This is a genomic window from Pseudoxanthomonas sp., assembly GCF_036845285.1.
In the GTDB taxonomy this organism is placed as follows: domain Bacteria; phylum Pseudomonadota; class Gammaproteobacteria; order Xanthomonadales; family Xanthomonadaceae; genus Pseudoxanthomonas_A.
Map to the genome: position 1 here is coordinate 159,480 of NZ_DAIUEE010000004.1, position 26,912 is coordinate 186,391.

Sequence of the window (26,912 nt, forward strand, 5' to 3'; positions counted from 1 at the left end):
GTCAGGTGTTGTGCGGGGCGGGGCGTTCGGGTTCCAGCACCAGCAGCAGCGAGGCCACCAGCGCCAGGGCGAGTCCGACCATCTTCAGCGGGCCGGGCACCACGCTGGCGAACACCAGCGACAGCACCGCGGTCACCAGCGGCGCGCCCGCATTGGTCAGCGGCGCGACGACGATCGCCTTGCCGTAGCGGAACGCGTAGACCAGCATCAGCGCGCCGACCGCGTTCAACACCTGGATCGCCGCGGTCATCCATGGGCCGTCCAGGCCGGTGTTGATCGGCTGCGTCCAGTCGGTCATCGCCCAGGCCACCGGCGCCAGCAGCAGCGCGCCGACCATCATGTAGAAGAAGATGCTTTCGGCGCTGACCGTGTGGTTGGCCAGTTTCATGAAATAGGCCTGGATGCCCCACGCGGCCATGATGAGCAGCGCGAGCGCGAACCAGCCGAGGCCTTGCGTGCCACCGCCGAACGACAGATCGAGCAGCGGCAACGCGACCAGCGCCAGCACGATGCCCAGCGCGCCCATCCAGCCGGTGCGCTCCCGCAGCAGCGCGAACGACAGCACGATGGTGATCACCGGCGACAGCGAGATGATCGGGAAGATGAAATACGCCGGCCCGATGGTCAGCGCCTTGAACAGCAGCATCTGGCCGCCCGCGCCGAGCAGGCCGATCGCCAGGCCGTAGGCGACGGCGCGCGGCGAGCGGTCGAGCGTCCAGCCCGTGCGCCACAGGATGAACAGCGCGGGCGGCACCATCGTCAGTGCCCACACGCAGTACACCAGCGTGTCGGGGAAGCCGCGCTGCGCCGACAGGCCGGCCAGCGCACCCCACACGCCCCACAGCGCGACCGTGGTCAGTGCGTAGGCCAGCCAGCGGCGGCGCGGTGCGGTCTCCACGGCGCTCATGCGGTCGCCTCCGGCGTGGCCTGCAGCAGCAGGAAGCGCTCGAAGCCGGTACGCAGCGTGTTCGCCTTTGCGTCGACCGTGCCGAACTCGGTGCCGTTGAACAGGTCGCGCACGCGGTAGCGGCCTTCACCGAGTCCGCGCAGTTCCAGCGTGCCGTTCCAGTCCTTCGCGTAGAAGGCGTAGTACATCGCCCCGTCCTTGGCGATGGCGTGCGTCTCCGGCGCGTCGAAGCCGATGTCGTACAACTCGCCGCGGTAGTCGCCCAGCGGGAGCATGTGGTCGCGGTACAGCGCGACCCACTTCTTCCACAGCACTGCTTTTTCCGGCGTCAGCAGGTAGCCGCCCTCGGGCAGCGGGGCCGTCGGGTTGTCGGTGTCGCGCGGCCAGGTGAACTTCGACGAGATCACCGCGCCGATGCCGACGCTGGAGGCGAAATCGTCGCGGCCATCGGCCAGTTCCACATGGTCGCCGGCGTAGCTGCTGCCGCGCCCCATCAGCGCCTTGACGCTCTTGCCCTTGCTGCGTACCTGCCAGGACGACAGCGGATCGGATGACGGGAACTGGTCGGTCGCTGGCAGGTTGTGGAAGGCGAACGCGGTGCCGCAAGGGCACAGTTCGACCACCGCATCCGGATTCGCGTCGTGCGCGGCCTTGTGGATCGCGTTCCAGAATTCCGGCAGCTTCTCGCAGGAATCGGTCGGGCTGGCGTGCTTGTGCGCGGGGTTGTAGCAGGGCGCGACCGCGTTGAGGTGCTGGCCATCCAGCTTGATGCCCTCGAAGCCCCAGTCGCCGATGGCCTTCTTCACCAGCGCGACGTAGTAATCGATGGTGGGCTGGTAGGCGGGGCACTGGGTCAGCGCATTCCACCAGCTGACCTTCTGGAAGGAACCGTATTCGTCCAGCAGCAGCATGTCGCTGTGCTTGTAGAGGATTTCGCTGCCGGGATCGGCCGCCAGCGGCGCCAGCCACAGGCGCGGGCGCAGGCCTTCGGCGCGCACGGCCTTCACGAAGTCGCGCATGTCGGCATCGCCGCGCGGAAACTTCCTGCGGTCGATCTGCCAGTCGCCTTCGTTGGTCTGCCAGCCGTCGTCCAGCACGGCCCACTGGAAGCCGACCTCGCGCACCTTCGGCAGCGTGGCCAGGATCTGCGCGACGGTGAAGTCGCGTTCGTAGCCCCACGCGCACCAGGTCGGCTCGAAGGCCGACGCCGGCGCCTGCGGCGCGGCGATGCCTTCGGCCTTCATGAAGTCGCGGTAGAGGGCGAGCGGAGCGAAGTGGTCGCCGGTATGCGCGCACAGGAAGGTGCGTTCGGTCGATAGCGCCTGGCCCGGCGCCAGCGTCACCGCCTGCGCGCCCTCCACGGCGATGCTTGCGCCCTTGCGCGTCCTGCGGACGGGCAGGTCGAGCGTGCGCGGCACGGGTTCGACATGGCCGACGGCCAGGCCGACGTCGCGCCGCCACACGTTGGCGACCGGTGTGCCGCCGCCGTAGTCGGACGCGTCCATGCCGAGTGAGTTGCGCTGGTCGAAATCCGCACCCAGCGGTTGCACCCAGTCGCGGCGGTCTTCATGCGTGGTGCCGGAGAAACTCCAGAAACCGCCCGGCGCGTCGGCCAGTTCGTGCGCGGCGGAGCGCCAGCCCGCCACGTCGACCGGCTGCGCGCCGGCATTGCGGTAGCGCACCTGCATCAATGCCAGGCCGGGGGCGCTTTCGAAGAAGGTCACGGCCACCTGCTTCTCGATGCCTTGTTTCGAGACGCCATTGAACACATGGCGCAGGCCGGCGCCGTGGCGTGCATCGGTGACCGGCTGCCGCTCCTCGCTGCCGAAGGCAAAGGTGTCGATGGCGGTACCGTCCTTCAGCAGCAACACTTCGCTGGCCTGGAAGGGCGTCAAGGTCTTGCCCCGGTAAACCACGCGGGTGCGCAGGGCGCGATCGAACTGCAGCGACAGCAGGGCATCCTGTGCCGTGAGGGCGGCATGGCCGGCGGCGAGCGCTCGGCCTGGCGTCCAGGGCAGGGCTGCCAGTGCGGCGCTGCCGACGGCAAGCTTCAAGACGGTGCGGCGTCCAATGGGTGGCATGGGCGGCATTCCGGTTGAGGTGCGGCCGATTGTGCGCGAACGGGGCGGGTTGATGCAACACTTTTGTTGCGATATGTTTGCTTTTAAGTTTCGTTACATTACAGGTGCACCAATGAAAGCAGCATGGAAACGAGCCTGCGTCAGTGTCGTGCTCGCCTGCGGAGTCATGGGCGGCCAGGCCCTGGCGCATGGATCGGCCGCAGGTCCGTACGCGATGGCCGACTTCGCGCGCGTGGCCAAGTTCGACGCCCACGTGCATGCCAACGTGGACCATCCCGCCTTCCTGGAGCAGGCGCGAGCGGATGGCTTCGAGTTGATGTCCATCAACGTGGACTATCCGGACTTTCCGAGCATCGCGGACCAGCATGCCGCCGCCACCGCGCTGGCGAAGGCGGATCCCGCGCGGCTGCACTGGGCGGCGACGTTCTCGATGGACGGGTTCGGACAGCCTGGCTGGTCCGATCGCGTCAACGCGGGCCTTGCGACGGCGAAGGGCGAAGGCGCGCGGGCGGCGAAGATATGGAAGAACGTCGGCATGATCGAGAAGGACGCCGACGGACGATTGATCATGCTGGACCATCCCGGCCTGTCGCCGGTGGCCGAGCAGGTGCGTTCGCTGGGCCTCGTGCTGATCGGCCACCAGGGCGAGCCGCACAATTGCTGGTTGCCGCTGGAGCAGATGACCACCGACAACGATCGCGAGTACTTCCGCAACCATCCGGAGTACCACATGTACCTGCATCCGGATCAGCCCAGCTACGACGACCAGATCGCGACGCGCGACCGCTTCGTGGCGGCGCATCCGGGGCTGCGCTTCGTTGGTGCGCACATGGGTAGCCTGGAGTACGACGTCGATCGCCTCGGCGCCTTCCTCGACCGCTTCCCGCAGGCGAGCGTCGATCTCGCGGCACGCATGAGCCAGGTGCAGTACCAGTCCGTCCGCGATCGCGAGAAGGTGCGCAGGTTCTTCATCCGCTACCAGGACCGGCTGCTGTACGGCACCGACCTCACCGTCAATCCCGATACCGATCCCGCCGAGTTCCGGCGCTCGGCGCACGCGGTCTGGACGTCGGATTGGCGCTATCTGGCGACCGGCGAGACGCAGCGGGTGGACATGCTCGATGCCGACGTGCCCGGCCTGGCGTTGCCGCGCGATGTGATCGACAAGATCTACTACCGCAACGCGGTACGGGTGTTCGGCACCGCGTCGCGGGACTAGGCGAGGATGAGTTCGAGGCCGAGCTGCTCGGCGGCCTGCACGATCTCGTTCGGCGCGCCGCGGTCGGTGATCAGCACGTTGAGGTCGCTTACCGGCACGATGCGGTGCAGGCAGATCTTGCCGAACTTCGAGCTGTCGGTGATCGCCACGACCACGCGCGCCGCTTCGACCATCTTGCGGTTGAGCATGGCTTCCGGCTCGTAGTGCGTGGTGATGCCGCGCTCCAGGTCCAGGCCGTCGACGCCGAGGAACAGCATGTCCACGTGCAGGGCATCCAGCGCCTCGACCGTCAGGCCGCCGTAGAACGCCATGTTCTTGCGGCGCAGTTCGCCGCCGAGCATCACGATGTTGATGTTGTGCTTCGGCGCGAGCGCGCCGAGCACGCCGAAGTCGTTGGTGACCACGGTCACCTCGATGTTCGGCAGCGACTCGGCCAACTGGATGGCGGTGGTGCCGGAATCGATCGCGATGGTGTCGCCGGCCTTGACCAGGGCGGCGGCACGCTGGCCGATGCGGCGCTTCTCGTCCAGATGGGAGGTGCGCTTGGCTTCGTAGTGCGGTTCGGCGGCGGCACCGGTGCCGACCACGCTGCTGTCGATCGCGCCGCCGTAGGCGCGGGCCATCACGCCGCGCTCGGTCAGGTAGCGCAAATCCTTGCGTACCGTCTGCATGCTGACCCCGAACCGGCGCGCAAGCGTGGCCACCTGGACGCTGCCGTGCTGGCGCACGAGTTCGCTGATCTGCAGGCGGCGTTGGCTGGTATCACGGGTAACGGACATGGGACCTCCTTGTAGCGCCAACAGTATGGATTATTTCGTTACATTTCGCTATTGATACAAAACGAAACATGTTATAGGCTCGGTTTCGTTTGGTTGCGTCACCAACCTGCCACCGTCTGAGGAGAGACCCATGAAGAACGCGCGGCTGCACCGGAACTTGCTCTTTTGTAGTGTGGCCCTGGCTCTGAACGCGCCGATCGGCGTGCTGGCCCAGCAGGCGGAGGCCGACACCGCGGCCACGGCGCCGGCGGGACAGGAGAGCCAGGGCGATCCCGCCACCCTCGATACCGTGGTGGTCACCGGCGTGCGCGGCAGTCTGGCGCGCGCCATCGAACTGAAGCGCGAGTCCGGTACGGTGCAGGATTCGATCAGTGCGCTGGAACTGGGCAAGTTTCCCGACGACAACGTCGCCGACTCCCTGAGCCACATCACCGGCGTGTCCATCTCGCGCACCGCCGGCGGCGAAGGCCAGAAGGTCAGCGTCCGTGGCCTCGGCCCCGAATACACCCTCACCACCTTCAATGGCCGCATCCTCGCCACCGACGGTGCGGGCCGCGATTTCGCCTACGACGTACTGCCGGCCGACGTGATCAGCGGCGCCGATGTCGTCAAGGGCGCGCAGGCGTCGTTGTCGGAAGGCGCCATCGGCGGCCTGATCAACCTGCGTTCGGCCAGTCCGTTCGATCAGGACGGGCAGCAGGGCGTCATCCGCCTGGAAGGCGACCGCAACCAGATGTCCGAACTCAACGGGCACAAGTTCTCCGCGACCTACAGCAACCTGTTCGCCGACAACACGCTGGGCGTGCTGCTCGGTGTGGTGTACGGCAAGCGCAAGGACCGTACCGACATCGCCGGCAACGACGGCGGCTGGAGCCGCAACGCGGACCCGAACGACGAGAGCTGGCTGTGGGGCAACACCTGGGGCGGTGCCATCGATCCGAACGGCAACGGCATCCTGGATGAAGACGAATACGGGCTGATCGCACCGGGCCAGTTCCGTGTCGGCTCGATCCTGGAAGAGAAGAAGCGTCGCGCGCTGTCGGCGAAGGTCGAATGGCGGCCGAGCAACAGCTTCAAGCTGACGCTGGACGGGCTGAAGACGCGCCTGGACTCGCCGCAGGTCGGCTACCAGCAGTCGTACTACCCGCTGTTCGCACCCGGCCGCTGGTCCGACATGACGATCCGGAACGGCATCGTCACCGGCTTCACGATGGACAATCCCGATCCGGAAATGCGTCTCAACCCGGAACTGCTCAACATGACCGAGCACCGGGTGGTCGACACCGACCTGTACGGCGCCAATGCCGAGTGGAAGGTCAGCGACGACCTGACCCTGACCGGCGACGTCTACCGCTCGACCTCCAAGCGCTACTCGGGCGGCCAGGACACCTACGTGGTGCTGCGCATGAACCAGCCCAACGTCGCCCGCATCGAACTCAGCGGCGGCGCCGTCCCCAACGTCACTGCCCTCTTCGACGATGGACGCCAGCTGGCGAACGGCCTGGCCAACGGGCAGTTCGGCGGGTCGGATTTCAACACGCATTACATGGAGCTGCGCGGCGACAACATCGTCGACGAGATCACCGGCGGCACCGTGGGAGGCAAGTGGTTCGTGGGCCGGTTCGCCATGGACGACCTGCACTTCGGCGTCACCGCGACCGACCGCAAGAAGACCCGCGACCTGATCAACAACACGCTCAACGGCGGCGCCGACTACTACTCTGGCGACAACGCGATCAACGTCGGTGCGCTGGGCGGCAACGTGCTGTCGCACTCGTTCACCCTGCCGAACTTCATGCGCGGCGTGAACGCAGACTTCCCGCGCACCTTCCTCGCGTTCGACGTGCCGAACTACCTCAACCAGCTGGCGGCGTACAACGGCAATGCGCGTCCGGGCGGCGGCACCTACGACTTCTCCAACGCAGCCCCGCAATGGAACCCGCTGGAAAGCTACCGCGTCAGCGAAGACACCAAGGCCGCTTACGTGCAGGCCGACTTCTCCGGTGAACGCTGGAGCGCCGACGTCGGCGTGCGCTTCGTCAAGACGCGCACCACGTCGGAAGCCTGGGACGCACCGATCCTCGGCATCACCGAGAACGGTGCGTTCAACTACACCGCCAACTACGCCGAGCCGACCGCGATCCGCCAGGACGGCGATTACACCTACCTGCTGCCGTCGGGCAACTTCACCTGGCGCTTCACCGACGACCTGCAGCTGCGCGTGGGCGCCGCCAAGACGATGGCGCGTCCGCCGGTGGACAAGCTGGCGCCGACCAACACCACCGCCAGCGTGTCGTGGGGCGAGTTCACCCAGATCTACGGCGGCAACGTCGACCTGAAGCCGTACGAAGCCAAGCAGGGCGACGTGTCGCTGGAGTGGTACTTCAGCGAGAACTCGATCTTCAACGTCGCGGTGTTCTACAAGCGCATCGAGAACCAGCTGACCACCAGCTGGGAGCCGGGCCAGGACATCGGCGTCGGACCCATCCTGCGACCGGACGGCACGCCGATCGGCACCGACCCGACCCTGTTCAACGTGATGCGCCCGATCAACGGCGACTACGCCAAGGTGCGCGGTATCGAAGCCGGTTTGCAGCATTTCTGGGACAACGGCTTCGGCTTCCGCGCGCAGTACACGCGCAACTGGTCGAAGAGTTTCGTCGGCGACCAGGAGCGTCCGCTGGAAGGCATCGCGCCGTCGGTCTACTCGCTGGGCCTGATGTACGAGAAGGGTCCGTGGTCGCTGGGCGCCACCGCCGACCGCACCGATGGCTTCGTCACCGCCATCAACGTGCTGGGCGAGGGCTACAACGAGCAGGCCGATGCGATCACCTGGCTGACCGCGCACGTGTCCTACCAGTTCAACGACCGCTTCAGCGTCTCGCTGGAGGGCCGCAACCTGCTGGACGAGGCGCAGACCTACAGCATCAACGGCAATCCGCTGCTGTCGCAGGGCTACTACCGCTACGGCCGCTCGGTGAACCTGGGCTTGAGCTACCGGTTCTGATCTTCGCCTGGTGCGGTACGCAGAAGGGCTCCCGCAAGGGAGCCCTTCTCGTTTCCGCTCGCCGATGCTCCACGCCACGCACGCGGATCCGCGCCGGTCATCGGGCGCCGGCAGGCCGGGATTCGTTGTCCGAAAGCAGGCGCCGCCATTCGATCACTTCGTCCTCTTCGGGATGGCCCAGTCCGTCGAGGGCCGACACGGCCGCGGCGAGCATCGGCCGGCCCTCCCGCACGCGTCCGGACTGCATCAGGATCTGGCCACGCAGCGCCTGCAGGCGATGCTCCCAGCCGGGCGTGGAATCCCCTGCCGTGAGGGCGGGCACGCTCAGGCCATCGACCATGTCCAGTGCTTCGGCGTAGCGGCCTGCCGTGGCGAGGTGCCTGGCGAGCGCGTAGCGAAAGCTGTGCGCGGCGACGTTGTCCTGCCCGAAGTGGCGCCGCAGCCCGCTTTCGGCCTGCTGCAGGTAGGCGAGCCCCGCGTCGCGTTCGCCGCAGTCGTATTCCTTGAAGCCGAGGTTGCCGGTTTCGATCAGCGTGGCCTGGCGCGTTTCGCCATAGCGCTTCGCCATGCGCTCCCGCACCGTGCGTGCGATCGGCAGGGCCTGCGCGCAGTCGCCGGCCTGGTCGTGGATGCTGGCCACCAGCGACATCTGCACCAGGGTGGTGTAGTCGTCCGGCCCCAGGATGCGCTCGGTCGCGGCGGCCGCACCCTGCGCGATCGGCAACGCCTCCGCATAGCGGCCCAGGTTGCGCAATGCGCGCGCCAGCATCACGCGATACCCGGCGACGGTGGACTCGCCGATGCGGCGTGGATCGAGCAGCGGATCGGCGAGCAGTTGCTGCAACAGGGGAATGGCCTCTTCGGCCTTGTCGGAGCGCAGCAGGCCATCGGCGATGTTCGAGCGGATCAATGCGGCCATCGACGCATCGTCCGGACGCAACGCCCGTTGCAGGGCATCCGCGCGCCGGTGCGCCCGCAGGGACGGTTCGATCTGCAATTGCTGGAAGTGCAGCTGGCCGCGCGCGATCGCGGCATGCAACGCCACCAGGTTCTGGCCATCGAGGCGTGTGGTGCCGGCCAGCCGATCGGCCTCCTGCAACTGGCGGGCGCCCTCGGCGAAGGAGGCCGGCGTGCCCGCGTAGGCCAGCGTGCGCACCAGCCCATAGCGGGTGACCAGGGTCTGCTCGTCGTCGACGCCGAACGCGCGCCCGTAGTCCTGCACGGCCTGGCGCAGGTGGTCCGCCGCGCGTTCGCGGTCGCCCAGCGTGCGCCAGGCATCGCCGAGCGCCGCATGGATGCCACCGCGTACGGCGAGGTCCTTGTCGAAGCGCGCGGCCAATGGCGCGCCGGCCTGTTCCAGCATCTGCCGCACGGTCGGGTCGCGCTCGAAGCCGGCACCGCCCGGGCTCAATGCGCCGATCAGGTCGTCACTGAGGAAGCGCACGACGGCTTCCGCGCGCATGGCCTGCACGGCCGCACTTTTACGCTGCTGTTCGCTGCGCCACCACAGGCCCGAACTGGCCAGCAGCCCCGCGCTCAGCATGACGATGGTGGCGATGACCCAAGGCCTGCGCGTACGGGCGTGCTCGAGGGCGCGCTGCACCTGCAGGGCGCCGGCCGCCGCCAGGCGCTGCTCTTCCGCCTCGGCGTGGCGTTCGGCCAACGAGGCCAGTCGATCGACCAGTTCCGCCACGCTGCCGAGGCGCTGCGCGGGGTCGCCATCGGTGGCGCGGCGGAGGTCCTCCACCAGCAGCGGATCGTCGATGTCGCGTTCCCAGCCCGGCGCCATCGGGCGACGCAGGTCGCCGACCAGCCACTGGTACAGCAGCACGCCCAGCGCATAGACATCGCTGCGCACCGTGGCCGGTTGCCCGGCGATCAGTTCCGGTGCGAGGTACAGCGGCGTGCCCGAACTGTCGCCGCTGCCGGCGGTGGTCACCGTCATGCCCATGCCGGTGATGCCCAGCTCGGCCAGCCGCTCGGGCTGCAGCAGGCGACTGTTGCCGAAATCCGTGAGGCACGGTTGCCAGTGATCGTCCGGGCGCGCCCGCACCAGCACGTTGGCCGGCTTGATGTCCTTGTGCAGCACGCCCACGCCGTGCGCGGCATCGACGGCGGCGGCGATCCGCAGGAAGAACGCCAGCTTGCGCGCGCGGTCCCAGCCGACGAGCGCCTCGTGTTCGTCCGCCCAGTCCGGCAACGCCTGCCCGCCGTACTCGCATTCCAGGAAGAACGGCTCGTTCTCGAAGTTCCAGTCGAGTACGCGCACGAAGTCGTCGCGCTCGCCCAGCGTGTCGCGCAGTACGCGCATCAGCGTGGCTTCGCGCTTGATGGCGGCCAGCCGCTCGCCGCCCAGGCTGAACTTGAACACGCGCGCATCGCGGGTCCGCGGCTGTCGTGCCAGCCACACTTCACTGCCCAGCGTGCGGCCGAGGGGTCGTTCGAGGAAAAAATGCTCGCGGCCGGGCACCGGCTGCCCTGCGGCGAAGCTCAGCGTGGCCTCCAGCCGCTGCCCCTGGGCGACGCGCTCGATGGGGCCATCCAGGCGGTAGCCCACGCGCGGAACGGTGACGATGCGGTCTTCGCCAGCCGCATCCAAGGCCTTGCGCAACTTGCCGATCGCGGTGGCCAGCACATGGTCGACGGTGATCCGGCCCGTCCAGACCTGGTCGAACAATTCCTCCTTCGTCACCACTTCGCCCACGTGGCGAAGCAGCACCGACAGCACCTGCAGGGGTTTGTGCTCGATGTCGACCGCCAGCCCGGCCACGCGCAGTTCATGGCGGGCTTCGTCGAACTCGACGGCACCGAAGCGCCATCGGTAGAGCCGGGCATCGGACGGGGAAGGGGGTGGCATGTGGTCGATGATAGCGCCCGCCACCGCCGCGCCGGCGGGCCGGAGACGCCCATGTGGACGCGCTTGAAGGTTTCTTGAAGTCCGCATGAGGACGCAGGCCCGCCCCCTTCGCCAGCATCGTCGTCACGGCCGGAGAGGGGCCGGCACGCAGGCGGACCGGAGAACAGGCATGGACATGGGGAGCGGGAGGCGGAGGGGCGCGGCGCTGCGGCGATGGCTCGCGGCGGCGTCGCTCCTGCTGGTCACCGGCGCAGCGGCGCCGGCCGGTGCGCAGTCGACGCCGGCGCGCAGCGTCCTCGGTCCGTGGGTGGGTACCTATGTCTGTGCGCAGGGCCTGACCGGCCTGACCTTGAGCATCACCGACGCCACGCCCACCAACGCCCGCGCGTTGTTCCACTTCTACGCCGATCCGCGCAACCCGCGCGTGCCGACCGGCTGCTTCTCGATGACCGGCACGTACGACCCCGGCTCCGGTCGCCTGCAACTGAAAGGCAAGGACTGGCTGCTCAGGCCGGGCGGCTATCGCGTCGTGCATTTCGATGGACAGGTGGACGCCGAGGGTCGCCGCTTCAGCGGTACCGTCAGCGGTGCGCCGGCCTGCAAGCAGTTCGACCTGGGCCGCAGTGCCGCACCCGCAACCCCGCCGGCCGCCTGCGCCGTCGCCATGCCTGCGGCACGCGACGGCCTGCAGGACGCCGGTGAAATCGGCGATGCGCTTGCCGGCGCGGGGCGCATCGACCTCGACATCCTGTTCGACTTCGCCCGCGCGACGATCCGCCCGGACAGCCTGCCGCAGTTGGACGAACTGGGGCGCGTGCTGCTGGCGCCGCAACTGGCCACGCGGCGCATCGGCATCCACGGGCACACGGACGCCGTCGGCACCGACGAGGCCAATCTGCTGCTGTCGCGACAGCGTGCCGCGGCAGTGGCCGAGTACCTCGTGCGCACGTTCGGCATCGCGTCGTCGCGTCTGGACGTGCAGGGCCATGGCGAGCGCCGGCTCAAGCATCCGGCCGCACCGGAGGCGGAGGCCAATCGCCGCGTCGAAGTCGTGTTGCTGGACTAACCCTCGTGCCACGGCGCGCTCCAGGCGCGGTGGCGCGGTCAAACCCGGAGAACGAAATGATCCTGAAGAACGCCGCACCGATGTTCGCGCTGTCGCTGTTGTTGCTGTCCGCCTGCGGCGGCAAGGAACTGGCCGATGGCCAGGAAGAAGGGGGCGTGCCGCTGGACGAACTGGAGGAGGCGGCCATGGCCGCACCCGAGGGAAGTGCGCCGCTGCGCTGCCCGGCCAGGGTGCGCAAGGAACTGAAAGGACCCGACATCACCGGCCTGCGCCTCGGCATGACGCGCGAGGAAGCGCTGTCCACCGTGCGCTGCAGCCTGGGCGAGGACGCGGTGGTCAGCGAGGAGAACCGCTGGCTCGATCGCCTGGATACCCATGGCGTGGCGCTGGGCACGCAGTTCTTCACGGTGGAAAAGGGCAGCTACCGCCCATGCAACTTCGCGCGCGAGTGGCAGGAGTGCCGCGGCAAGTTCAAGTGGGAGCACACCGACGAGATCGTCAGCGTCGCCACCCCGGGTGTGCCGGGGAAGGAAACCGCGATGGTCGTGTGGCGCACGCAGAAGTTCCGCGATGGCCAGATGCCGTCGGTGGACGCCACGCTCGAAGCGCTGACGGCCAAGTACGGACAGCCGCAAGTGCGCGAGGACAGCAATGCGCCGCGCGGCTACTCCGCCGGCACGCGCGACCTGCAATGGATCTACGACCGCGCGGGCAATCCGTTGTCGGAAGCCAACCCGCTGTTCGGCCGCTGCCGCAACGGCGTCTATGGAGGTGGCGAGAACACGGGGGCCAGCTGGACCGAAGGCTGCGGCCTGAACATCAGCGCACGCGTCGTGCTGAGCGGCAAGAATCCCGGTCTTGCCATGGAGTTGCATACCGCCATGCTCCAGCAGAGCGACACCTACGCGCATGTCGCCGGCATGCAGGCGGAACTGCAACGCATCGGCCAGACGCGGCGCGATGCCGAAGTGAAGGAGGCCAGCGATGTCCGCCTCTGATGCGTACAAGGCGGCTTGCGTGGCCCTCGTGCTCACGGCGGCTCTGGCCGCCTGCGAAAGCGGGCAGCGCGAGGCGGGTGGACCGTCGTCGGCGCCATCGACGGTCGACGCGTCCCCCGCACCATCGCCCGCGCATGCACCGTCCGCGGCCGCTGCGTCCAGCACACCCTCGCCGCCGCAGTTCGGCGAACGCCAGCTCGATCATCCCGACGACCTGCAGATCCTGATGTTGGCCTATCGCCTGGAAGGACGTACGCCACCCATCGACGCATGGGCGGCCGCGCAGTCGCGCGTCGTGCATGCGGACGAATTCAAGCGTCCGTCGCTGTTGAAGGAAGAGCAGGAACGCCTGCAGGCCATCTACGATGGCACGGCTGATGTCGGTCGCTTGCGGCTCAACGTCAATGCGCACTTCGGCGAGTACGACACGGCACGGGGTGGCTACTACCTGGATGCCTTCATGCCGGGCAGCGTTTTCAGTTTCAGTGCGCAGCCATCGCCATCCATGCAGAGGCAGCAGGTTCGCCTGCAGGTGGACAATCCGGAGGAGCTGAATTTCTGGCCGCTGGATCCGGCCGCCGCCCAGGACGTACTGGCGCGCAACAGTGGTGTGCGCAGCGTGGTGCTGGACAGCCGGTTCCTCGTCACGGGCATCAGCCAGCGCAGCGAAGGCGTGGTGATCACGGCACGCCTGTCGGGATACACGATCGGCAGCGATCGCTACAACCGCCCGGCGACATTCGGCGAGTTGACGTTCGATGGCGGAAGGGGACGTTGACATGACCTTGCGGGCCAAGGCGATGGCGGTTTCTGCGGCGCTGCTGCTGTGCGCGTGCGGAAGCGGGTTGACGGGCACCTATGAAGACGCGATGGGCTTGACGCAGTTGCGTTTCGAACGCGGTGGCGTGGTGGTGCAGTCGTCCGGACTGGGGGGCGTGGAGCGCCAGCTGCGCTACGAGGTGGAAGGCGACCGCATCCGCATGCGGCATCCCGATGTCGAGGGAGCGGCCCTGGTACTGACCCGCGTGGATGCGGACACGCTGTCCGGCCCGCTGGGCGTGACCTATACGCGCGTCGCCGACTGAGTGGCGCGGAACACCGTGCAGCGCGAACGGCGCGGCACGTCATGGACTACAACGAGGAGGAAGCGACATGCGGGACTGGCTCTACTTCGATGCGATGGTGACGCCGAAGATCATCACGTTCATCTACTGGATCTTGCTGGCCGGCGCGGCCGTCTCCGGCCTGGTCCTGATGGTGAAGGGCTTCGGCATGATGCGGTACTCCGGTTTCGCCGGCTTCGGCATGATCGTCGCCGCGCCCATCCTGGCCACGCTGTTCGCGCTGCTGGCGCGCATCTACTGCGAAATCATGATCGTGCTGTTCAAGATCAACGAAGCCCTGCAGGACATCCGGCGCAAGTAGCGCACGCAGGAAGCTGGCGGCGGAGGCTGCGCGTCCGTCGTCGTGTCATCACCCACCCGGAGAATCGACGATGGCGGCAACCGCTCCCATTCGCAGTATCGGGCCATGGACCTCAGCGCCGTGGCGATCCTGTGCCGTGTTGTTCATCGCGGCCGTGCTGTCGCCGTCGCTGCACGCGGTGGATCGCGGCAAGCAGGTCGTCGTCAGCAAGGCCGACGATGCCGCGCGGCTGATGGACGCGGTGGAGAACGCGATCTGGGCCGCCGATGGCCAACCCGCCACCAAGGTGGTCTACGTGGTGTACAGCACGGAGTGCGCATGGAGCCGGCGCCTGTTCGACGATACCCGTGGGCTGGTCGGCAAGGTGCAGCTCCGCTGGATTCCGGTCGCCGGCGGGACAGCGGCGTCGGTACTTGCCGCACGCGATGCCACGGCCGTCGCGAACGCGTTCGCCGGCCGGGCACCCGGTGTCGTCGATGCCCGCGCGCAGCGTGGGCTGGCGTACAACCAGGGCGTCATGGACAGCATCAACTACCAGTTGCGTCCCTACGATCGTTCCTCGACGTTCGCTTTCCCCACGCTGGTCTATCGCAGCGGTAAGCGCGTGAACGTGGTGGCCGGGAATCCCCGCGACCTCGCGGACCTGTCCGCCCAGGTGCTGGATGAGCCACGCGCCGCGGGCATCGTGCCGGCCGGCATCGCGCTATCCGCACAGCCCCCCACGTTGTTGCGCAGCCGCAACCTGCCGAAGTGGAGCCACCTTGCGGCATCGCCGGTGGTCTTTCGCGCGGCGCCCTCGCCGCAGGCACCGCCGATCGACGACCTGGCCAGGGATTTCCTGGTGCCGGTCAGCGGCATCGTGGGGACGACCGGCTGGATCGAAGTCGCGCCGTGGGGTCCGGACAAGCGCAAGGCCTATGTGCACGATCCCGTGATGGCGCGGATGGCGATGCTGGAGTTCCGCGTCAAGCCGCAGGGAGGGCAATGGCAGGCGCAAGGAACGGTGCAGGTGCGCGAGTTTCCGGATGCGGAAGCGCCGGTGCTGGAGACACTGAAGCCTGGAGAGCGCTACCTGCGTCGCGGCATTGTCGAACGCGACGGCGACGTGTGGGAGCAGATCGTGCTTTACGCGGACGGCACGCCCGGCTACGCGAAACGATGATCGCCATCGCCCGTCGGGCCATCCCCGTCCTGGAAAGGGGGTGCCTGGCGCGGCACTACCAAGCAGACAGCGCCTGCTCAGTGCAGCTCAAGCTGCGCTGAGCACGGTTTGCTGTGCTCAACGGTCACGGCAGCTTCCGACCGAGGCTGTGTAAAAACTCGTCGGCAAGGGACTAGCGACGTTGGCGTGAGCAGTTCGAGCGGCCGGTGATACAGCGAAAAGCGTGATGACTAGGCCGCGATGGCCCTCACCATGCCATCGGTGCCCATGATCTTGATCATCCGCTTCATGTTGTAGGCCAGAACCGCCAAGCTGATCTCCGTTCTGACCTTCGGAAGGGTCTTGGTCAGCAACGGCGTCGTGCCGAGCCACGATTTCAGCGTGCCGAAGACATGCTCCACCGTCTGTCGTCGTGCTACGGCAGCTTCCGGCCTCGCATCCAGCAGCATCTGCATTCGTTCGAGCACATGTTCGTGCTCCCAGCGGGTGATTCGTCTGTAGCTAGCGGTCGTGCATTGCGCCCGCATCGGGCAGCGGGGGCAGGCTGAGGACCAATACTTATGCAGGGTCAGGCCCTTTTCTTCGGCCGTGAAGCGATGAATTGCTCTTTCGCCTGCCGGACACTCGTACTCATCCGCGGCTTCGTCATAAGCAAAGTCCCGCTTGTCGAACCGGCCTTCGGCCTTGCTGTTCGACGTGAGCGGCTTGGGCACCAACGGAATGACGCCTGTCTCCTCGCATGCCAGGATCTCTGGCGCATTGAAGTAGCCTCGATCTGCCAGTGCCGTCATGCGTTCGGTGCCAAGGGCTTCCCTTGCCTTCGTTGCCATGCGCGAGAACTGGGCACGATCATGACCATCATTGATGACATCGTGGGCGACGATCAGGTGGTGCTCAGCATCAACAGCCGCCTGGACGTTGTAGCCCACCACACCCGTTCCACGGCCGCTCGTGGCCATCGAGCGTGCATCCGGATCCGTCAGTGATATCTGGCGATCTGGAGTGGCCTCAAGCTGCTTTTCGATGGCGTCGAGCTTCTCCATCTGCGCGCGCAGCTTGGCCAGCTTGTCCTTCAAGTGAGGAACGCGACCCTCTGGCAACAAGCTTGGATCACGATCCGCGCGGTCCATCTCGGCCAGATAGCGCGCAACGCTCTCCTCCAGTTGCTGCCGGCGCCCCTTGATCTTGCCAGCGGTGAAGTTGCGGTCCCGGCTGTTCACCGCCTTGAGCTTGCTGCCATCGATCGCGACGATTGCGTGCGAGAAGACCTTCATGCTCCGGCAGAGGCTGACGAACTGGCTGCACGCCGCGGTGATCGCGCTGCCGTTGTCCTTGCGGAAGTCGGCAATGGTTTTGAAGTCCGGTGCCAGCCGGCCAGTCAACCAGATCAGCTCCAGGTTCCGTTGTGCCTCCCGCTCCAGGCGGCGGCTGGACTGGATGCGGTTGAGGTAACCGTAGATATAGATCTTGAGCAGTGCCGCGGGGTGATACGCAGGACGACCGCCAGCCACGCGATTGGCAGCCTCGAAGCCCAGTCCGCTCAGATCAAGTGCGTCCACGAAGGCATCAACCACCCGTACCGGGTTGTCATCGTGGACGAAGTCTTCCAGTCGATCAGGGAGCAGAAGCCCTTGGGAACGATCAACGCCATCCACGAATCGCTTCATGCAGAGCACCCATCGGCCAGTGCTCAGATCATGCCAGTGGAGGCGGGGTTTTCACACAGCCTCGACCCGAAGCGGACCTCGAAGCAGGACCCTAGCAGTTTGGTTGGACGTGTTGAGCAGCTGCGGGGAGGGACTGTTGCCTGACCTGAGTCATCAGGCCGCTGTTTCAGCCGTCGGAAACACACGCGCGGCAAGGAAATCGACCAGCGCCCTAACCTTCGGTGATGGATGCCTGCTGGCTGGCCACAGTACGTGGAAGTCGCCTGTGCGTTCGATGTATTGGGCCAGCACCGGCTGTAGCCTGCCGTCGGCCAGCGGCTCACGGATAGCGAAGTCGGGGAGGCAAGCTATGCCACGGCCCTGTAGTGCGAAACACACGCGCGTCTCGATGTTGTTGCAGATCATCGTGGTCGGCAGTGGCAGTTCCGGTTCGTCCGGGGCGCGGTGCAATGGCCAGGCTTCCAGCTTGCCACTGTTCGGATAGCGGTAATGCAGGCAGGCGTGTCCGAGCAGGTCCCCCGGCGTTCGTGGCACGCCGCGTTGCGCCAGGTAGTCGGGCGAGGCGACCAGCAGCGAGCGAAACGCACCCAGCCGGCGTGCCGTGAGGCGCGAGTCGGCCGGGCTACCCGTCCTGACGACGGCGTCGAAGCCTTCCTCGATCACGTCGACCATACGGTCGGTGAAATCCAGGTCCAGTTCGATCTCGGGGTAGGCGGCTATGAAGTCGCCAAGCACCGGCAGCACCAGCGAACTGACCAGCGGCAGGCTGACGCGCAACCTGCCGCGCGGCGTGGCGGAGGCCTGTGACAGTTCCTGCTCGGCCGCCTCGATCTCGGTCAGGATGCGGCGGCTGCGTTCTAGAAATAGCGTGCCCTCGGCCGTCAGTATGACGCTGCGCGTGCTGCGGTGGAACAGGCGCACGCCGAGCTTTTCTTCGAGCCGGGCCACCCTCTTGCCGACAGCCGAAGCCGATACGCCCAGCCGCCGCCCGGCGGCGACGAAACTGCGTGTCTCGGCTACCTGCACGAAGACGGTGAAGCCGCTCAGGCTTTCCATACGAGATCTCGATTACGGACGCTGATGTCCGTTCAGCAAGGAACTCTAGCCCACTTTTTCTGCAGTCGAACGGTTCCTATCGTGGCGGCCGGTCACGTCTGGAAGAATCGCCTTGTCCGTTTCGATATCCGCAACCGCGAAGCCCGCGCTGGCGCTAACCGCAGTCGCTATTGTCCTGAACGTCTACACCCGCGGAGCGGCGCGATGACGGCGCCGACGACACATGAGGCCGGTGGCGGCCGCGCCCTGTTCTTCATCGCGCTGGGCCTGTTCGGGCTGTATGCGGTCGAATTCGGCGTGGTCGGGATCCTGCCGTCGATCATTGAGCGCTATGACATCACGGTCGCCGAGGCCGGCTGGCTGGTCGGACTGTTCGCACTGATCGTTGCGGTCTGCGGACCGGTGATGGTGCTGTGGCTGTCGCGTTTCGATCGCCGCAAGGTGTTGGGCGGCGCGCTGCTGGCGTTCGCGCTGTGCAGTGTGCTGTCGGCCTGGGCACCTGACTTCCGCCTGCTGATGGCGCTGCGCGTGCCCTCGGCGCTGCTGCATCCGGTGTTCTTCTCGGTGGCCTTCGCCGCAGCGGTGTCTCTGTATCCGCGCGAGCGTGCCACGCATGCCACGGCGATGGCCTTCGTCGGCACCAGCATGGGGCTGGTGCTGGGCGTGCCGCTGACGGCTTGGATCGGGACACGGGTCTCCTATGAGGCCTCGTTCTACTTCTGCGCGATCGTCAATCTGGTGGCCGCGGTCGGTGTGTGGATTGTGCTGCCGCCACGGAGCGGCACGGTGGCAGGCAGCCAAGGACAATCGTTCGCGGTTCTGCGCAAGCCGGCGCTGTGGCTGTCGATTGGCATGACGGTCTGTGTGTTTGGCGCGATGTTTTCGGTGTACAGCTATGCTGCCGAGTACCTAGCGCGCGAAACCGGCCTCAGCGGCGAGGCAATCAGCGTGCTGCTGGTGGTCTTCGGCGTCGGCGGTGTACTCGGCAACCCGCTGGCCGGCCGGTGGCTCGGTCGCAGCCTAGTCGGCACCGTGCTCGGCTATCCCATCGTGCTGGCCGTCGCCTACGCGGTGCTGCAGGTGTTCGGCTCTCCGTCGTTCGTGGTGATGCTGCCGGTTTGCCTGTTGTGGGGCGCCGCCCATACCTGCGGCCTGATCGTGAGCCAGGTGTGGATGGCCTCGGCGGCTCCGGAGGTGCCGGAGTTCGTCACTAGCCTCTACATCTCCGCAGCCAACCTCGGTGTGGTGTTCGGCTCGGCCGTCGGCGGTGGCCTCATCACGTGGATCGGCATGCCTGGCGCGATCTGGAGCGGATGGATGTTCGCCTCGCTTGCGGTGGTGTTCATCGTTGTGCGGCGAGGTAAATGGGTTCAGTAGGATGGGGTGTCGTTACCCGCCTCTGCAATGGCTCAGCCTATGGGAAGAGCTTCAAAGAAGGCGGGTAGTGCGTCCTCCGGCCACGGGACATACGATAAGTTTGCAACGTAAGGGCGCGCGTTAGCTTCTTTATGTGTTCGATGGTGGTAAAGGCTGTCAATTCTCGGCAGCTATGCTGAAAAAATGGCCGCAAGTGATGTTCATCTAGGGCAGGGACGGCATCTTCCGGTTGCGCTCGATGAGGCGCCGTGGCGAGGCTATCGAGAGTCTTGCAGCTTGAGGCGCTAAGTCTGCTTCTGGCCGAGGCTGTGTGAAAACCTCAACACCACTGGCAAGATTCAAGCACTCCTCGGTCGGTGCTGATCATGAAGCGATTCGTCGATGGCGTGGATCGGACCCAGGCGCTCCTGCTGCCTGACCGGCTCAAGGATTACGTCCATCAGGACAATCCTGTTCGTCTCATCGACGCCTTCGTGGATGCGCTGGATCTCGGGTCACTGGGTTTCGAGGCCGCCAGCCGCGCCGCCGGTGGCCGACCTGCTTACCACCCAGCCGCGCTGCTCAAGATCTACATCTAGGGCTATCTCAACCGGGTGCAGTCCAGCCGTCGGCTGGAGCGCGAGGCGCAGCGCAACCTGGAACTGATCTGGTTAACCGGACGACTGGCGCCTGACTTCAAGACGATTGCCGACTTCCGCAAGGACAACGGCACCGCGATCGTGGCGGTCTGCAGTCGCTTCACTGCGCTGTGCCGCCGGATGAAGGTGTTCTCGCACGCCGTGGTCGCGATCGATGGCAGCAAGTTCAAGGCGGTCAACAGCCGCGATCGCAACTTCACCGTCGGCAAGATCAAGGCGCGGCGTAGCCAGCTGGACGAGAGCGTGGCCCGTTATCTGGCCGAACTGGATCGTGCCGATCGCGACCCGGCGCTGCTGCCCGAGGCACGTATCCCGTAGCTACGCGACAAGCTGGCCAAGGTGCGAGAGCAGATGGCGGCGCTGGATCGCATCGAACAGGAACTGCAAGATGCGCCCGATAGCCAGATCTCACTGACCGACCCGGATGCACGATCGATGACCTCGACAGGACGTGCCACCGGCACGGTGGGCTACAACCTGCAGGCTGCGGTCGATGCGGAGCATCACCTGATCGTGGCCCACGAAGTCACCAACGTTGGACACGATCGGACGCAGCTTGCGCCCATGGCGCTCAAAGCCAAGACCGCTCTAGGCACCGACCACCTGACCGCGTTGGCCGATCGCGGCTACTACAACGCTCAACAGATCCTGACCTGCGAGCAGAGCGGCATCATCCCACTGGTGCTCAAGCCGCTGACCTCGAACAGCAAGGCCCAGGGGCGCTTCGACAAGCGGGACTTCATCTACGAGCCGACGCTGGATGCCTATCGTTGTCCTGCGGGCGAGCACGCCACGCATCGCTTTACCAGCGAAGAGGACGGCCTGACGCTGCGCAAGTATTGGTCATCCGCCTGTCCAGACTGCTCGATGCGCGACCAATGCACAACGGCGCGTTACCGGCGGATCAGCCGCTGGGAACACGAACACGTGCTCGACGCGATGCAACTGCGGCTCGACGCCAGGCCGCAGGTCGCCGTTGCGCGAAGGCAGACGGTCGAGCACGTCTTCGGCACCCTCAAGGCGTGGTTGGGCACCACGCCACTTCTAACAAAGACGTTGCCGAAGGTCAGAGCAGAGATCAGCCTGGCCGTGCTGGCCTACAACATGAAGCGGATGATCAAGATCATCGGTATGCCTGGCATGTTGAAGGCGATCGCGGCATGAGAATTGCGATGCCATCAACCAGACAAACGTAGGTCGAGCATCGGCAAACCGCCAGCGATCTGCCGTCAGACGTTTTTACACAGACTCGGCCGATCGCTGTCACGAGGGTCGCTACTTGCCGTATCGGCTCTACGGCGCGTCCCGCCAACGGCTGTGGACCATGGTGTGGTCTTCCCGGATTGACCGCTGTCGGATTCTTCGGTCGCAACCATGGTCTTCCGTTCACACAGGTATCCAGGGCGCACGATCGGGGAGAGCGGTATATACTCCCCCCCACTATTCGAGTGGGGCCGTGATGCCGCATTCTCCCGCCGACAAGAAGAAAGCGCTGGCGCGCGTGCGCCGTATCCGTGGCCAGCTGGACGCGCTCGAGCGTGCGCTGGAAGCGGGTGCGGACTGCGCGCCGGTGCTGCAGCAGCTGGCCGCCGTGCGGGGTGCGGTCAACGGGCTGATGTCGGAAATCCTCGAAAGCCACCTGCGCGAGGAATTCGCGCATTCCGCCTCGACCCGGAAGCAGCGTGAGGCCGGCATCGACGCCGCGGTCGCGCTGGTCCGTTCGTACCTGAAGTAGTCCCAACTCAAGCAAGCAGGAGTGCCCCGATGAAATCCCGTGCCGCCGTCGCCTTCGCCGCAGGCGAACCGCTGAAGATCGTCGAGATCGACGTCGCCCCGCCGCAGAAAGGCGAGGTGCTGGTGAAGATCACCCACACCGGCGTCTGCCACACCGACGCGTTCACGCTGTCGGGCGACGATCCGGAAGGCCTGTTCCCGGTCGTGCTGGGCCATGAAGGCGCCGGCATCGTGGTCGAGGTCGGCGAAGGCGTGACCAGCGTGAAGCCGGGCGACCACGTGATTCCGCTGTACACCGCCGAGTGCGGCGAGTGCCTGTTCTGCAAGAGCGGCAAGACCAACCTGTGTACCTCCGTGCGCGCGACGCAGGGCAAGGGCGTGATGCCGGACGGCACCTCGCGCTTCTCCTACGAAGGCCAGCCGCTGTACCACTACATGGGCTGCTCGACCTTCAGCGAGTACACCGTCGTCGCCGACGTTTCGCTGGCGAAGATCAATCCCGATGCGAATCCGGAGCATGTCTGCCTGCTGGGCTGCGGCGTCACCACCGGCATCGGCGCCGTACACAACACCGCCAAGGTGCAGGCAGGCGATTCGGTCGCCGTGTTCGGTCTCGGCGGCATTGGCCTGGCGGTGATCCAGGGTGCGCGCCAGGCCAAGGCGGGGCGCATCATCGCCATCGACACCAATCCCTCGAAGTTCGAGATGGCCCGGCAGTTCGGCGCCACCGATTGCGTCAACCCCAAGGACTTCGACACGCCGATCCAGCAGGTCATCGTCGAGATGACCGGCTGGGGCGTGGATCATTCGTTCGAATGCATCGGCAACGTCAACGTCATGCGCGCGGCGCTGGAATGCGCGCACCGCGGCTGGGGCCAGAGCGTGATCATCGGTGTGGCCGGCGCGGGCCAGGAGATCTCCACGCGCCCGTTCCAACTGGTGACCGGCCGCAAGTGGATGGGTACCGCATTTGGCGGCGTGAAGGGTCGCTCGCAGCTGCCGGGCATGGTCGAGGATGCGATGAAGGGCGATATCGAACTCGCCCCGTTCGTGACCCACACCATGCCGCTGGACGGCATCAACGAAGCCTTCGACCTGATGCATGAGGGCAAGTCGATCCGCAGCGTGGTGCATTTCTGACGCTTGCGCCCCTCTCCCGCCGGGAGAGGGGTTGGGGTGAGGGTGCGGCGACATCCCGATCATCGGACGCCGCGCTGCCTGCAGCGTCCGCCGCTGTTCACCCGCCACGTTCCATCCAACCCTCATCCGGCGCTTCGCGCCACCTTCTCCCGGCGGGAGAAGGGAAACGGGAATCACCATGACACTACAACGCATCGAACACCGTGCCATGCACGGCGGTTGGCAGGACGTCTACGAACATGCATCGAGCAGCCTGGGCTGCACGATGCGGTTCGCCGTCTATCTGCCTCCTCAAGCCGGAACGCAGAAGCTGCCGGTGCTGTACTGGCTGTCCGGCCTGACCTGCACCGAACAGAATTTCATCACCAAGGCGGGTGCGCAGCGGTATGCGGCCGAGCATGGCGTGATCCTGGTCGCGCCCGACACCAGTCCGCGCGGTGACGACGTGGCCGATGCCGATGGCTACGACCTGGGCAAGGGCGCCGGGTTCTACGTCAACGCCACGCAGGCGCCTTGGGCGGCGCACTACCGGATGTACGACTACCTCGTCGACGAGCTGCCGGCGCTGATCGAAGCGAACCTCCCGGTGACCGACGCGCGCTCCATCAGCGGACATTCGATGGGCGGGCACGGCGCGCTGGTGATCGCGCTGAAGAATCCCGGTCGCTACCGCAGCGTGTCGGCGTTCTCGCCGATCGTCGCGCCTTCACAGGTGCCGTGGGGCGAGAAGGCGTTCGGCGCCTATCTCGGCGAAGACCGCGATGCGTGGAAGCAGTACGACGCCGTCGAACTGATCGCGCAGGTGAAGGAACGGCTGCCGCTGCTGGTCGACCAGGGCGATGGGGACGAATTCCTCCAGACCCAGTTGAAGCCGGAGTTGCTACAGGCAGCAGCCGATGCCGCGGGGCACCCGCTGACGCTGCGCCTGCAGCCCGGCTACGACCACAGCTACTACTTCATCGCCAGCTTCATCGGCGAGCACATCGCGCACCACGCAAAAGCCCTGGCGCTGTAGCGTGCGCTATGCGCACGACCGCAAGGATGCCAACATCGCGTAAGGTGCACGATTGCAGGATGCCCGCACCGAGCTACGTGCGCACAGCGCACGCTACGTACGTCATCGGCGACCACATCGCCCACCGCGCGAAGGCGCTGCAACCGTAGGGCAGGCCTCGGCCCGCCGCGCAAGGTGGGTCGCAAGAGCGAGGGTGGGCCAAGGCCCACCCTACAAGGCTGCGGACCACCGGGAACCCGTAGCGTGCGCCACGCGCACGACCGCAAGGATGCCAATACCGCGCTACGTGCGCACAGCGCACGCTACGTACGTCATCGGCGACCACATCGCGCACCACGCGAAGGCGCTGCAACCGTAGGGCAGGCCTCGGCCCGCCGCGCAAGGTGGGTCGTAAGAGCGATGGTGGGCCAAGGCCCACCCTACGAGGCTGCAGACCACCCGTAGCGTGCGCCACGCGCACGACCACAAGGATGCCAACATCGTGCCCACATGCGCACATGCGCACATGCGCACAGCGCACAGCGCACAGCGCACAGCGCACAGCGCACAGCGCACAGCGCACGCTACGTGTAGTCGGTAAAGGCGAAGCGCCCGTCACGCAGTTCGGTATCGCCCTGCACCAGCACGAGCGGCGCATCGAACATCGGGCCTGCCGATACGCAGGTGTGGAATTCGCCGTTCTCGCCGCAGGGATCGACGTCCACGGGCAGGTCGCGCAGCAGCGCTTCGTCGAAGACGCGGCCGGCGAACGCCGCATCGAGCTGCTGCGTATCCACGCAGCACAGGTGGGCACGCAGTCCGCCGGCCAGCATCTCCCGCGCAAGCGCAGCGGTGTCCGCGCCGAACAGCGGCGTCACGATCTGCCAGCCGATCTTGGCCAGGTTCTGCACCCGGTAGGCGCGGATGTCGTCCAGGAACAGATCGCCGAAGGCCGTCGTGCGCAGCGTCGGCCAGCGCTGCGCCGCACGCGCGAGTGCGTCCGTCATCGCGCGCTCGTAGTCGTCGTTCGTGCAGCGGGCGGGAATCATCGCCTCGATCAGCGGCAAGCCGGTCGCGCGCGCCTGCGCATGCAGCACGCTGCGGCGGATGCCCTGCATCGACACGCGCTGGTCGTCCTCGGTCACCGTGGTCAGCAGGCCGACGACCTCGACGTCATTGCGCTGGCGCAGCGCGTGCAGCGTCCACGCCGCGTCCTTGCCGCCGCTCCAGGCGAGCAGGACGGGGGTACGCTCCGTCATCGGCCGGTCGATACGTTCCGCGCGCGCCACACGCTACGCGGCGGACACATCGCGCAGTTCCCAGGCGTGTCCCGCCAGCAGGCGCAGGCGATGCTTCAGCACCTGGCCGGGAATCGAGGACGTGGCCACCAGCAGGATGCTGAGGTCGTCCTGTCGTCCGTTCACCGACGCATCGCCGTCGACCACGCCGAGGCCGGGATCGACTTCATCGGGTTCTTCCTGGCGCGCGCGCCAGCGATCGAACAGGCTGCTGGTGCGCAGCGCATGCTGCAATTGGGCGGCGAATTCGTCCGCACCGTGCGCATCGAAACTGAAAGCCGGATCGCCGCCGCGTGCGCGGCCGGGATCCGGCAGGCTGATGTAGTAACGGACGGCCATGGCACCCCCGGTTGAACGCTGGGGCATAGCGTTATCCACGGCGCGTTAGCCCGCCGTTATGCCGCCTTGAACGGGGCCGGCGGGGCGGCGAACGCGGCAACGACCGCGCCCTTGCCCACGTTGACCATGCCGGTCAGGCTCATCACGCTCTCGAACACCTCGACCTGGTTGTTCTCGCAGATGTCGCGCAGGCGCTGGTAGCCGGGCAGGGCACGCAGTTCCGACAGTTCGCCGCCGTAGCTCAGGCACACGGTGGGCGTCATCAGGCCGGCCATCACCCGGTTGCCGGTGAACTTGAACATCTGTTCCACGGCATTGTCGAAGCCCTTGATCTTGGCCACCGGCTCGGTGTTGCCGGCATGGCCGTACAGCACCGGCTTGATGTCCAGCGCGCTGCCGAGCGCGGCGCTGAGCAGGCCGACGCTGCGGTCGCCCTTGGTGCGCGCGCGGTTGCGCAGGTAGTACAGGTCGCGCGGGATCATGTAGCCGTGCGTGTTCTGCGCCAGTTCCTCCAGGCGCACGCGGATCTGCTGCACGCTGGCGCCGGCCTCGCGCATGCGCACGGCTTCAACCGCGGTGATGCCCTGCGCGGCGAACAGGTTCTGCGTGTCGATCACGCGCAGTGCGAACGGCGAGTTGTGGCCCGCGGCCTGCCGCACCGGCTTGTAGTCGTTGAGGATGGCGAAGCTGGCCTGCATCGCGTTCTCGTGGATCGGCGAACGCGTCTTGGTGATCGTCATGCAGAAGACGTGGTCGTAGTCGATCACCAGCCGGCCCAGGAACAGGTCGCGGATCTGGTTGACGGTGAACGGCGTGGTCTCGGCCTCGTGGCCGCGCTCGGCCACGTGCGCGTGCAGGAAGCTCAGCGTGGCCTGCTCGTCCCGATGGTCGGCCAGGACGGCTTCGCCGATGCGGACCGTGATCGGCAGGATGACGATATTGTGCTGTTCGAGGTATTCCAGCGGCAGGTCGCACGCCGAATCCACGACTATCCCTATGCGCATCTAGCCCCTCCCGGCATCGTCGCATCTGTATCTATCTTCGGGAAACTAGCCGAGAACGTCAGGCAAGTCGCTTGATAAACGCATGAAGTGTGATTCGTGTCACTTTTTGCAATGCGCGTCACCGGCCAAAACGCGTCCCCCGTCAGGTGTGCGATGGGGTGTGT

Annotated in this window: 21 protein-coding genes and 1 pseudogene; 13 read left to right on the forward strand and 9 right to left on the reverse strand. The window is 66.5% G+C overall.

Translation table 11 applies throughout. The features are described 5' to 3' along the window. Position 1: 1 nt before the first annotated feature. Both V7060_RS07090 and V7060_RS07095 read right to left on the reverse strand, forming a co-directional pair. A complete protein-coding gene (locus V7060_RS07090) occupies positions 2-907 on the reverse strand; it encodes a DMT family transporter (protein WP_334178538.1) in 906 nt (301 codons plus the stop codon). Further along, complete coding sequence (locus tag V7060_RS07095) at positions 904-2,988, reverse strand: glycoside hydrolase family 36 protein (RefSeq protein ID WP_334178539.1); 2,085 nt, start codon at positions 2,986-2,988, stop codon at positions 904-906. Before V7060_RS07095 ends, V7060_RS07090 begins: the two co-directional genes overlap by 4 nt. 112 nt (positions 2,989-3,100) lie before the next feature. Here V7060_RS07095 and V7060_RS07100 point away from each other — a divergent pair, with 112 nt between their 5' ends. After that, positions 3,101-4,207: an amidohydrolase family protein gene (locus tag V7060_RS07100; RefSeq protein WP_334178540.1), complete on the forward strand. Its 1,107-nt coding sequence runs from the start codon at positions 3,101-3,103 to the stop codon at positions 4,205-4,207. Here V7060_RS07100 and V7060_RS07105 read toward each other — a convergent pair. Next, the gene (locus V7060_RS07105) at positions 4,204-4,986 is read right to left on the reverse strand and encodes a DeoR/GlpR family DNA-binding transcription regulator (RefSeq protein WP_334178541.1); all 783 of its coding nucleotides are present in this window, start codon (positions 4,984-4,986) and stop codon (positions 4,204-4,206) included. The genes V7060_RS07100 and V7060_RS07105 overlap by 4 nt on opposite strands. Positions 4,987-5,116: 130 nt before the next feature. Here V7060_RS07105 and V7060_RS07110 point away from each other — a divergent pair, with 130 nt between their 5' ends. After that, positions 5,117-7,993: a TonB-dependent receptor gene (locus V7060_RS07110; RefSeq protein ID WP_334178542.1), complete on the forward strand. Its 2,877-nt coding sequence runs from the start codon at positions 5,117-5,119 to the stop codon at positions 7,991-7,993. A 97-nt stretch (positions 7,994-8,090) separates the two neighbouring features. On the opposite strand, the gene V7060_RS07115 is transcribed toward V7060_RS07110, so the two are convergent. Next, positions 8,091-10,850 carry a winged helix-turn-helix domain-containing protein gene (locus V7060_RS07115; protein WP_334178543.1) on the reverse strand — a complete coding sequence of 920 codons (2,760 nt, stop codon included), beginning with the start codon at positions 10,848-10,850 and terminating at the stop codon, positions 8,091-8,093. A 169-nt stretch (positions 10,851-11,019) separates the two neighbouring features. Here V7060_RS07115 and V7060_RS07120 point away from each other — a divergent pair, with 169 nt between their 5' ends. From V7060_RS07120 to V7060_RS07145, 6 genes are all read left to right on the forward strand, one after another. Then, complete coding sequence (locus tag V7060_RS07120; protein WP_334178544.1) at positions 11,020-11,916, forward strand: OmpA family protein; 897 nt, start codon at positions 11,020-11,022, stop codon at positions 11,914-11,916. Positions 11,917-11,972: 56 nt separating this feature from the next. Further along, on the forward strand, positions 11,973-12,914 hold the full coding sequence (locus V7060_RS07125) for a hypothetical protein (protein WP_334178545.1): 942 nt from the start codon (positions 11,973-11,975) through the stop codon (positions 12,912-12,914). Then, complete coding sequence (locus V7060_RS07130) at positions 12,901-13,692, forward strand: hypothetical protein (RefSeq protein ID WP_334178546.1); 792 nt, start codon at positions 12,901-12,903, stop codon at positions 13,690-13,692. The genes V7060_RS07125 and V7060_RS07130 overlap by 14 nt, the downstream gene beginning before the upstream one ends. Before the next feature lies 1 nt (position 13,693). Further along, the gene (locus V7060_RS07135; protein ID WP_334178547.1) at positions 13,694-13,999 is read left to right on the forward strand and encodes a hypothetical protein; all 306 of its coding nucleotides are present in this window, start codon (positions 13,694-13,696) and stop codon (positions 13,997-13,999) included. Positions 14,000-14,066: 67 nt separating this feature from the next. After that, the gene (locus tag V7060_RS07140; RefSeq protein WP_334178548.1) at positions 14,067-14,339 is read left to right on the forward strand and encodes a DUF4282 domain-containing protein; all 273 of its coding nucleotides are present in this window, start codon (positions 14,067-14,069) and stop codon (positions 14,337-14,339) included. A gap of 136 nt (positions 14,340-14,475) precedes the next feature. After that, complete coding sequence (locus V7060_RS07145) at positions 14,476-15,501, forward strand: hypothetical protein (RefSeq protein ID WP_334178549.1); 1,026 nt, start codon at positions 14,476-14,478, stop codon at positions 15,499-15,501. A gap of 230 nt (positions 15,502-15,731) precedes the next feature. On the opposite strand, the gene V7060_RS07150 is transcribed toward V7060_RS07145, so the two are convergent. Then, positions 15,732-17,168 carry an IS1182 family transposase gene (locus tag V7060_RS07150; RefSeq protein ID WP_334178550.1) on the reverse strand — a complete coding sequence of 479 codons (1,437 nt, stop codon included), beginning with the start codon at positions 17,166-17,168 and terminating at the stop codon, positions 15,732-15,734. Positions 17,169-17,321: 153 nt separating this feature from the next. Beyond that, positions 17,322-18,224: a LysR substrate-binding domain-containing protein gene (locus V7060_RS07155; RefSeq protein WP_334178551.1), complete on the reverse strand. Its 903-nt coding sequence runs from the start codon at positions 18,222-18,224 to the stop codon at positions 17,322-17,324. A 204-nt stretch (positions 18,225-18,428) separates the two neighbouring features. On the opposite strand from V7060_RS07155, the gene V7060_RS07160 reads away from it, so the two are divergent. The 5 genes and pseudogenes from V7060_RS07160 to fghA all read left to right on the forward strand — a co-directional run bounded on the left by V7060_RS07160 (position 18,429) and on the right by fghA (position 24,128). Next, entirely contained in the window at positions 18,429-19,601 is a 1,173-nt protein-coding gene (locus V7060_RS07160; protein ID WP_334178552.1) for an MFS transporter, read from the forward strand. 365 nt (positions 19,602-19,966) lie between these two features. Beyond that, positions 19,967-21,403: pseudogene (locus V7060_RS07165) on the forward strand (IS1182 family transposase). A 295-nt stretch (positions 21,404-21,698) separates the two neighbouring features. After that, a complete protein-coding gene (gene frmR / locus V7060_RS07170; protein WP_334178553.1) occupies positions 21,699-21,974 on the forward strand; it encodes a formaldehyde-responsive transcriptional repressor FrmR in 276 nt (91 codons plus the stop codon). 29 nt (positions 21,975-22,003) lie between these two features. After that, positions 22,004-23,113, forward strand: a complete 1,110-nt coding sequence (locus V7060_RS07175) for an S-(hydroxymethyl)glutathione dehydrogenase/class III alcohol dehydrogenase (RefSeq protein ID WP_334178554.1) — start codon at positions 22,004-22,006, stop codon at positions 23,111-23,113. Positions 23,114-23,291: 178 nt separating this feature from the next. Then, the gene (gene fghA, locus V7060_RS07180; protein WP_334178555.1) at positions 23,292-24,128 is read left to right on the forward strand and encodes an S-formylglutathione hydrolase; all 837 of its coding nucleotides are present in this window, start codon (positions 23,292-23,294) and stop codon (positions 24,126-24,128) included. A gap of 563 nt (positions 24,129-24,691) precedes the next feature. On the opposite strand, the gene V7060_RS07185 is transcribed toward fghA, so the two are convergent. The 3 genes from V7060_RS07185 to V7060_RS07195 are packed head-to-tail and all read right to left on the reverse strand — an operon-like array spanning position 24,692 to position 26,748. After that, positions 24,692-25,366 (reverse strand): ATP-binding protein, encoded by a 675-nt coding sequence (locus tag V7060_RS07185; RefSeq protein ID WP_334178556.1) that lies wholly within the window; start codon positions 25,364-25,366, stop codon positions 24,692-24,694. A gap of 33 nt (positions 25,367-25,399) precedes the next feature. Further along, positions 25,400-25,744, reverse strand: a complete 345-nt coding sequence (locus V7060_RS07190) for a hypothetical protein (RefSeq protein WP_334178647.1) — start codon at positions 25,742-25,744, stop codon at positions 25,400-25,402. Between the two features lie 56 nt (positions 25,745-25,800). Next, positions 25,801-26,748, reverse strand: coding sequence for a DegV family protein (locus tag V7060_RS07195; protein WP_334178557.1), 948 nt, complete (start codon positions 26,746-26,748; stop codon positions 25,801-25,803). Between the last annotated feature and the right edge of the window lie 164 nt (positions 26,749-26,912).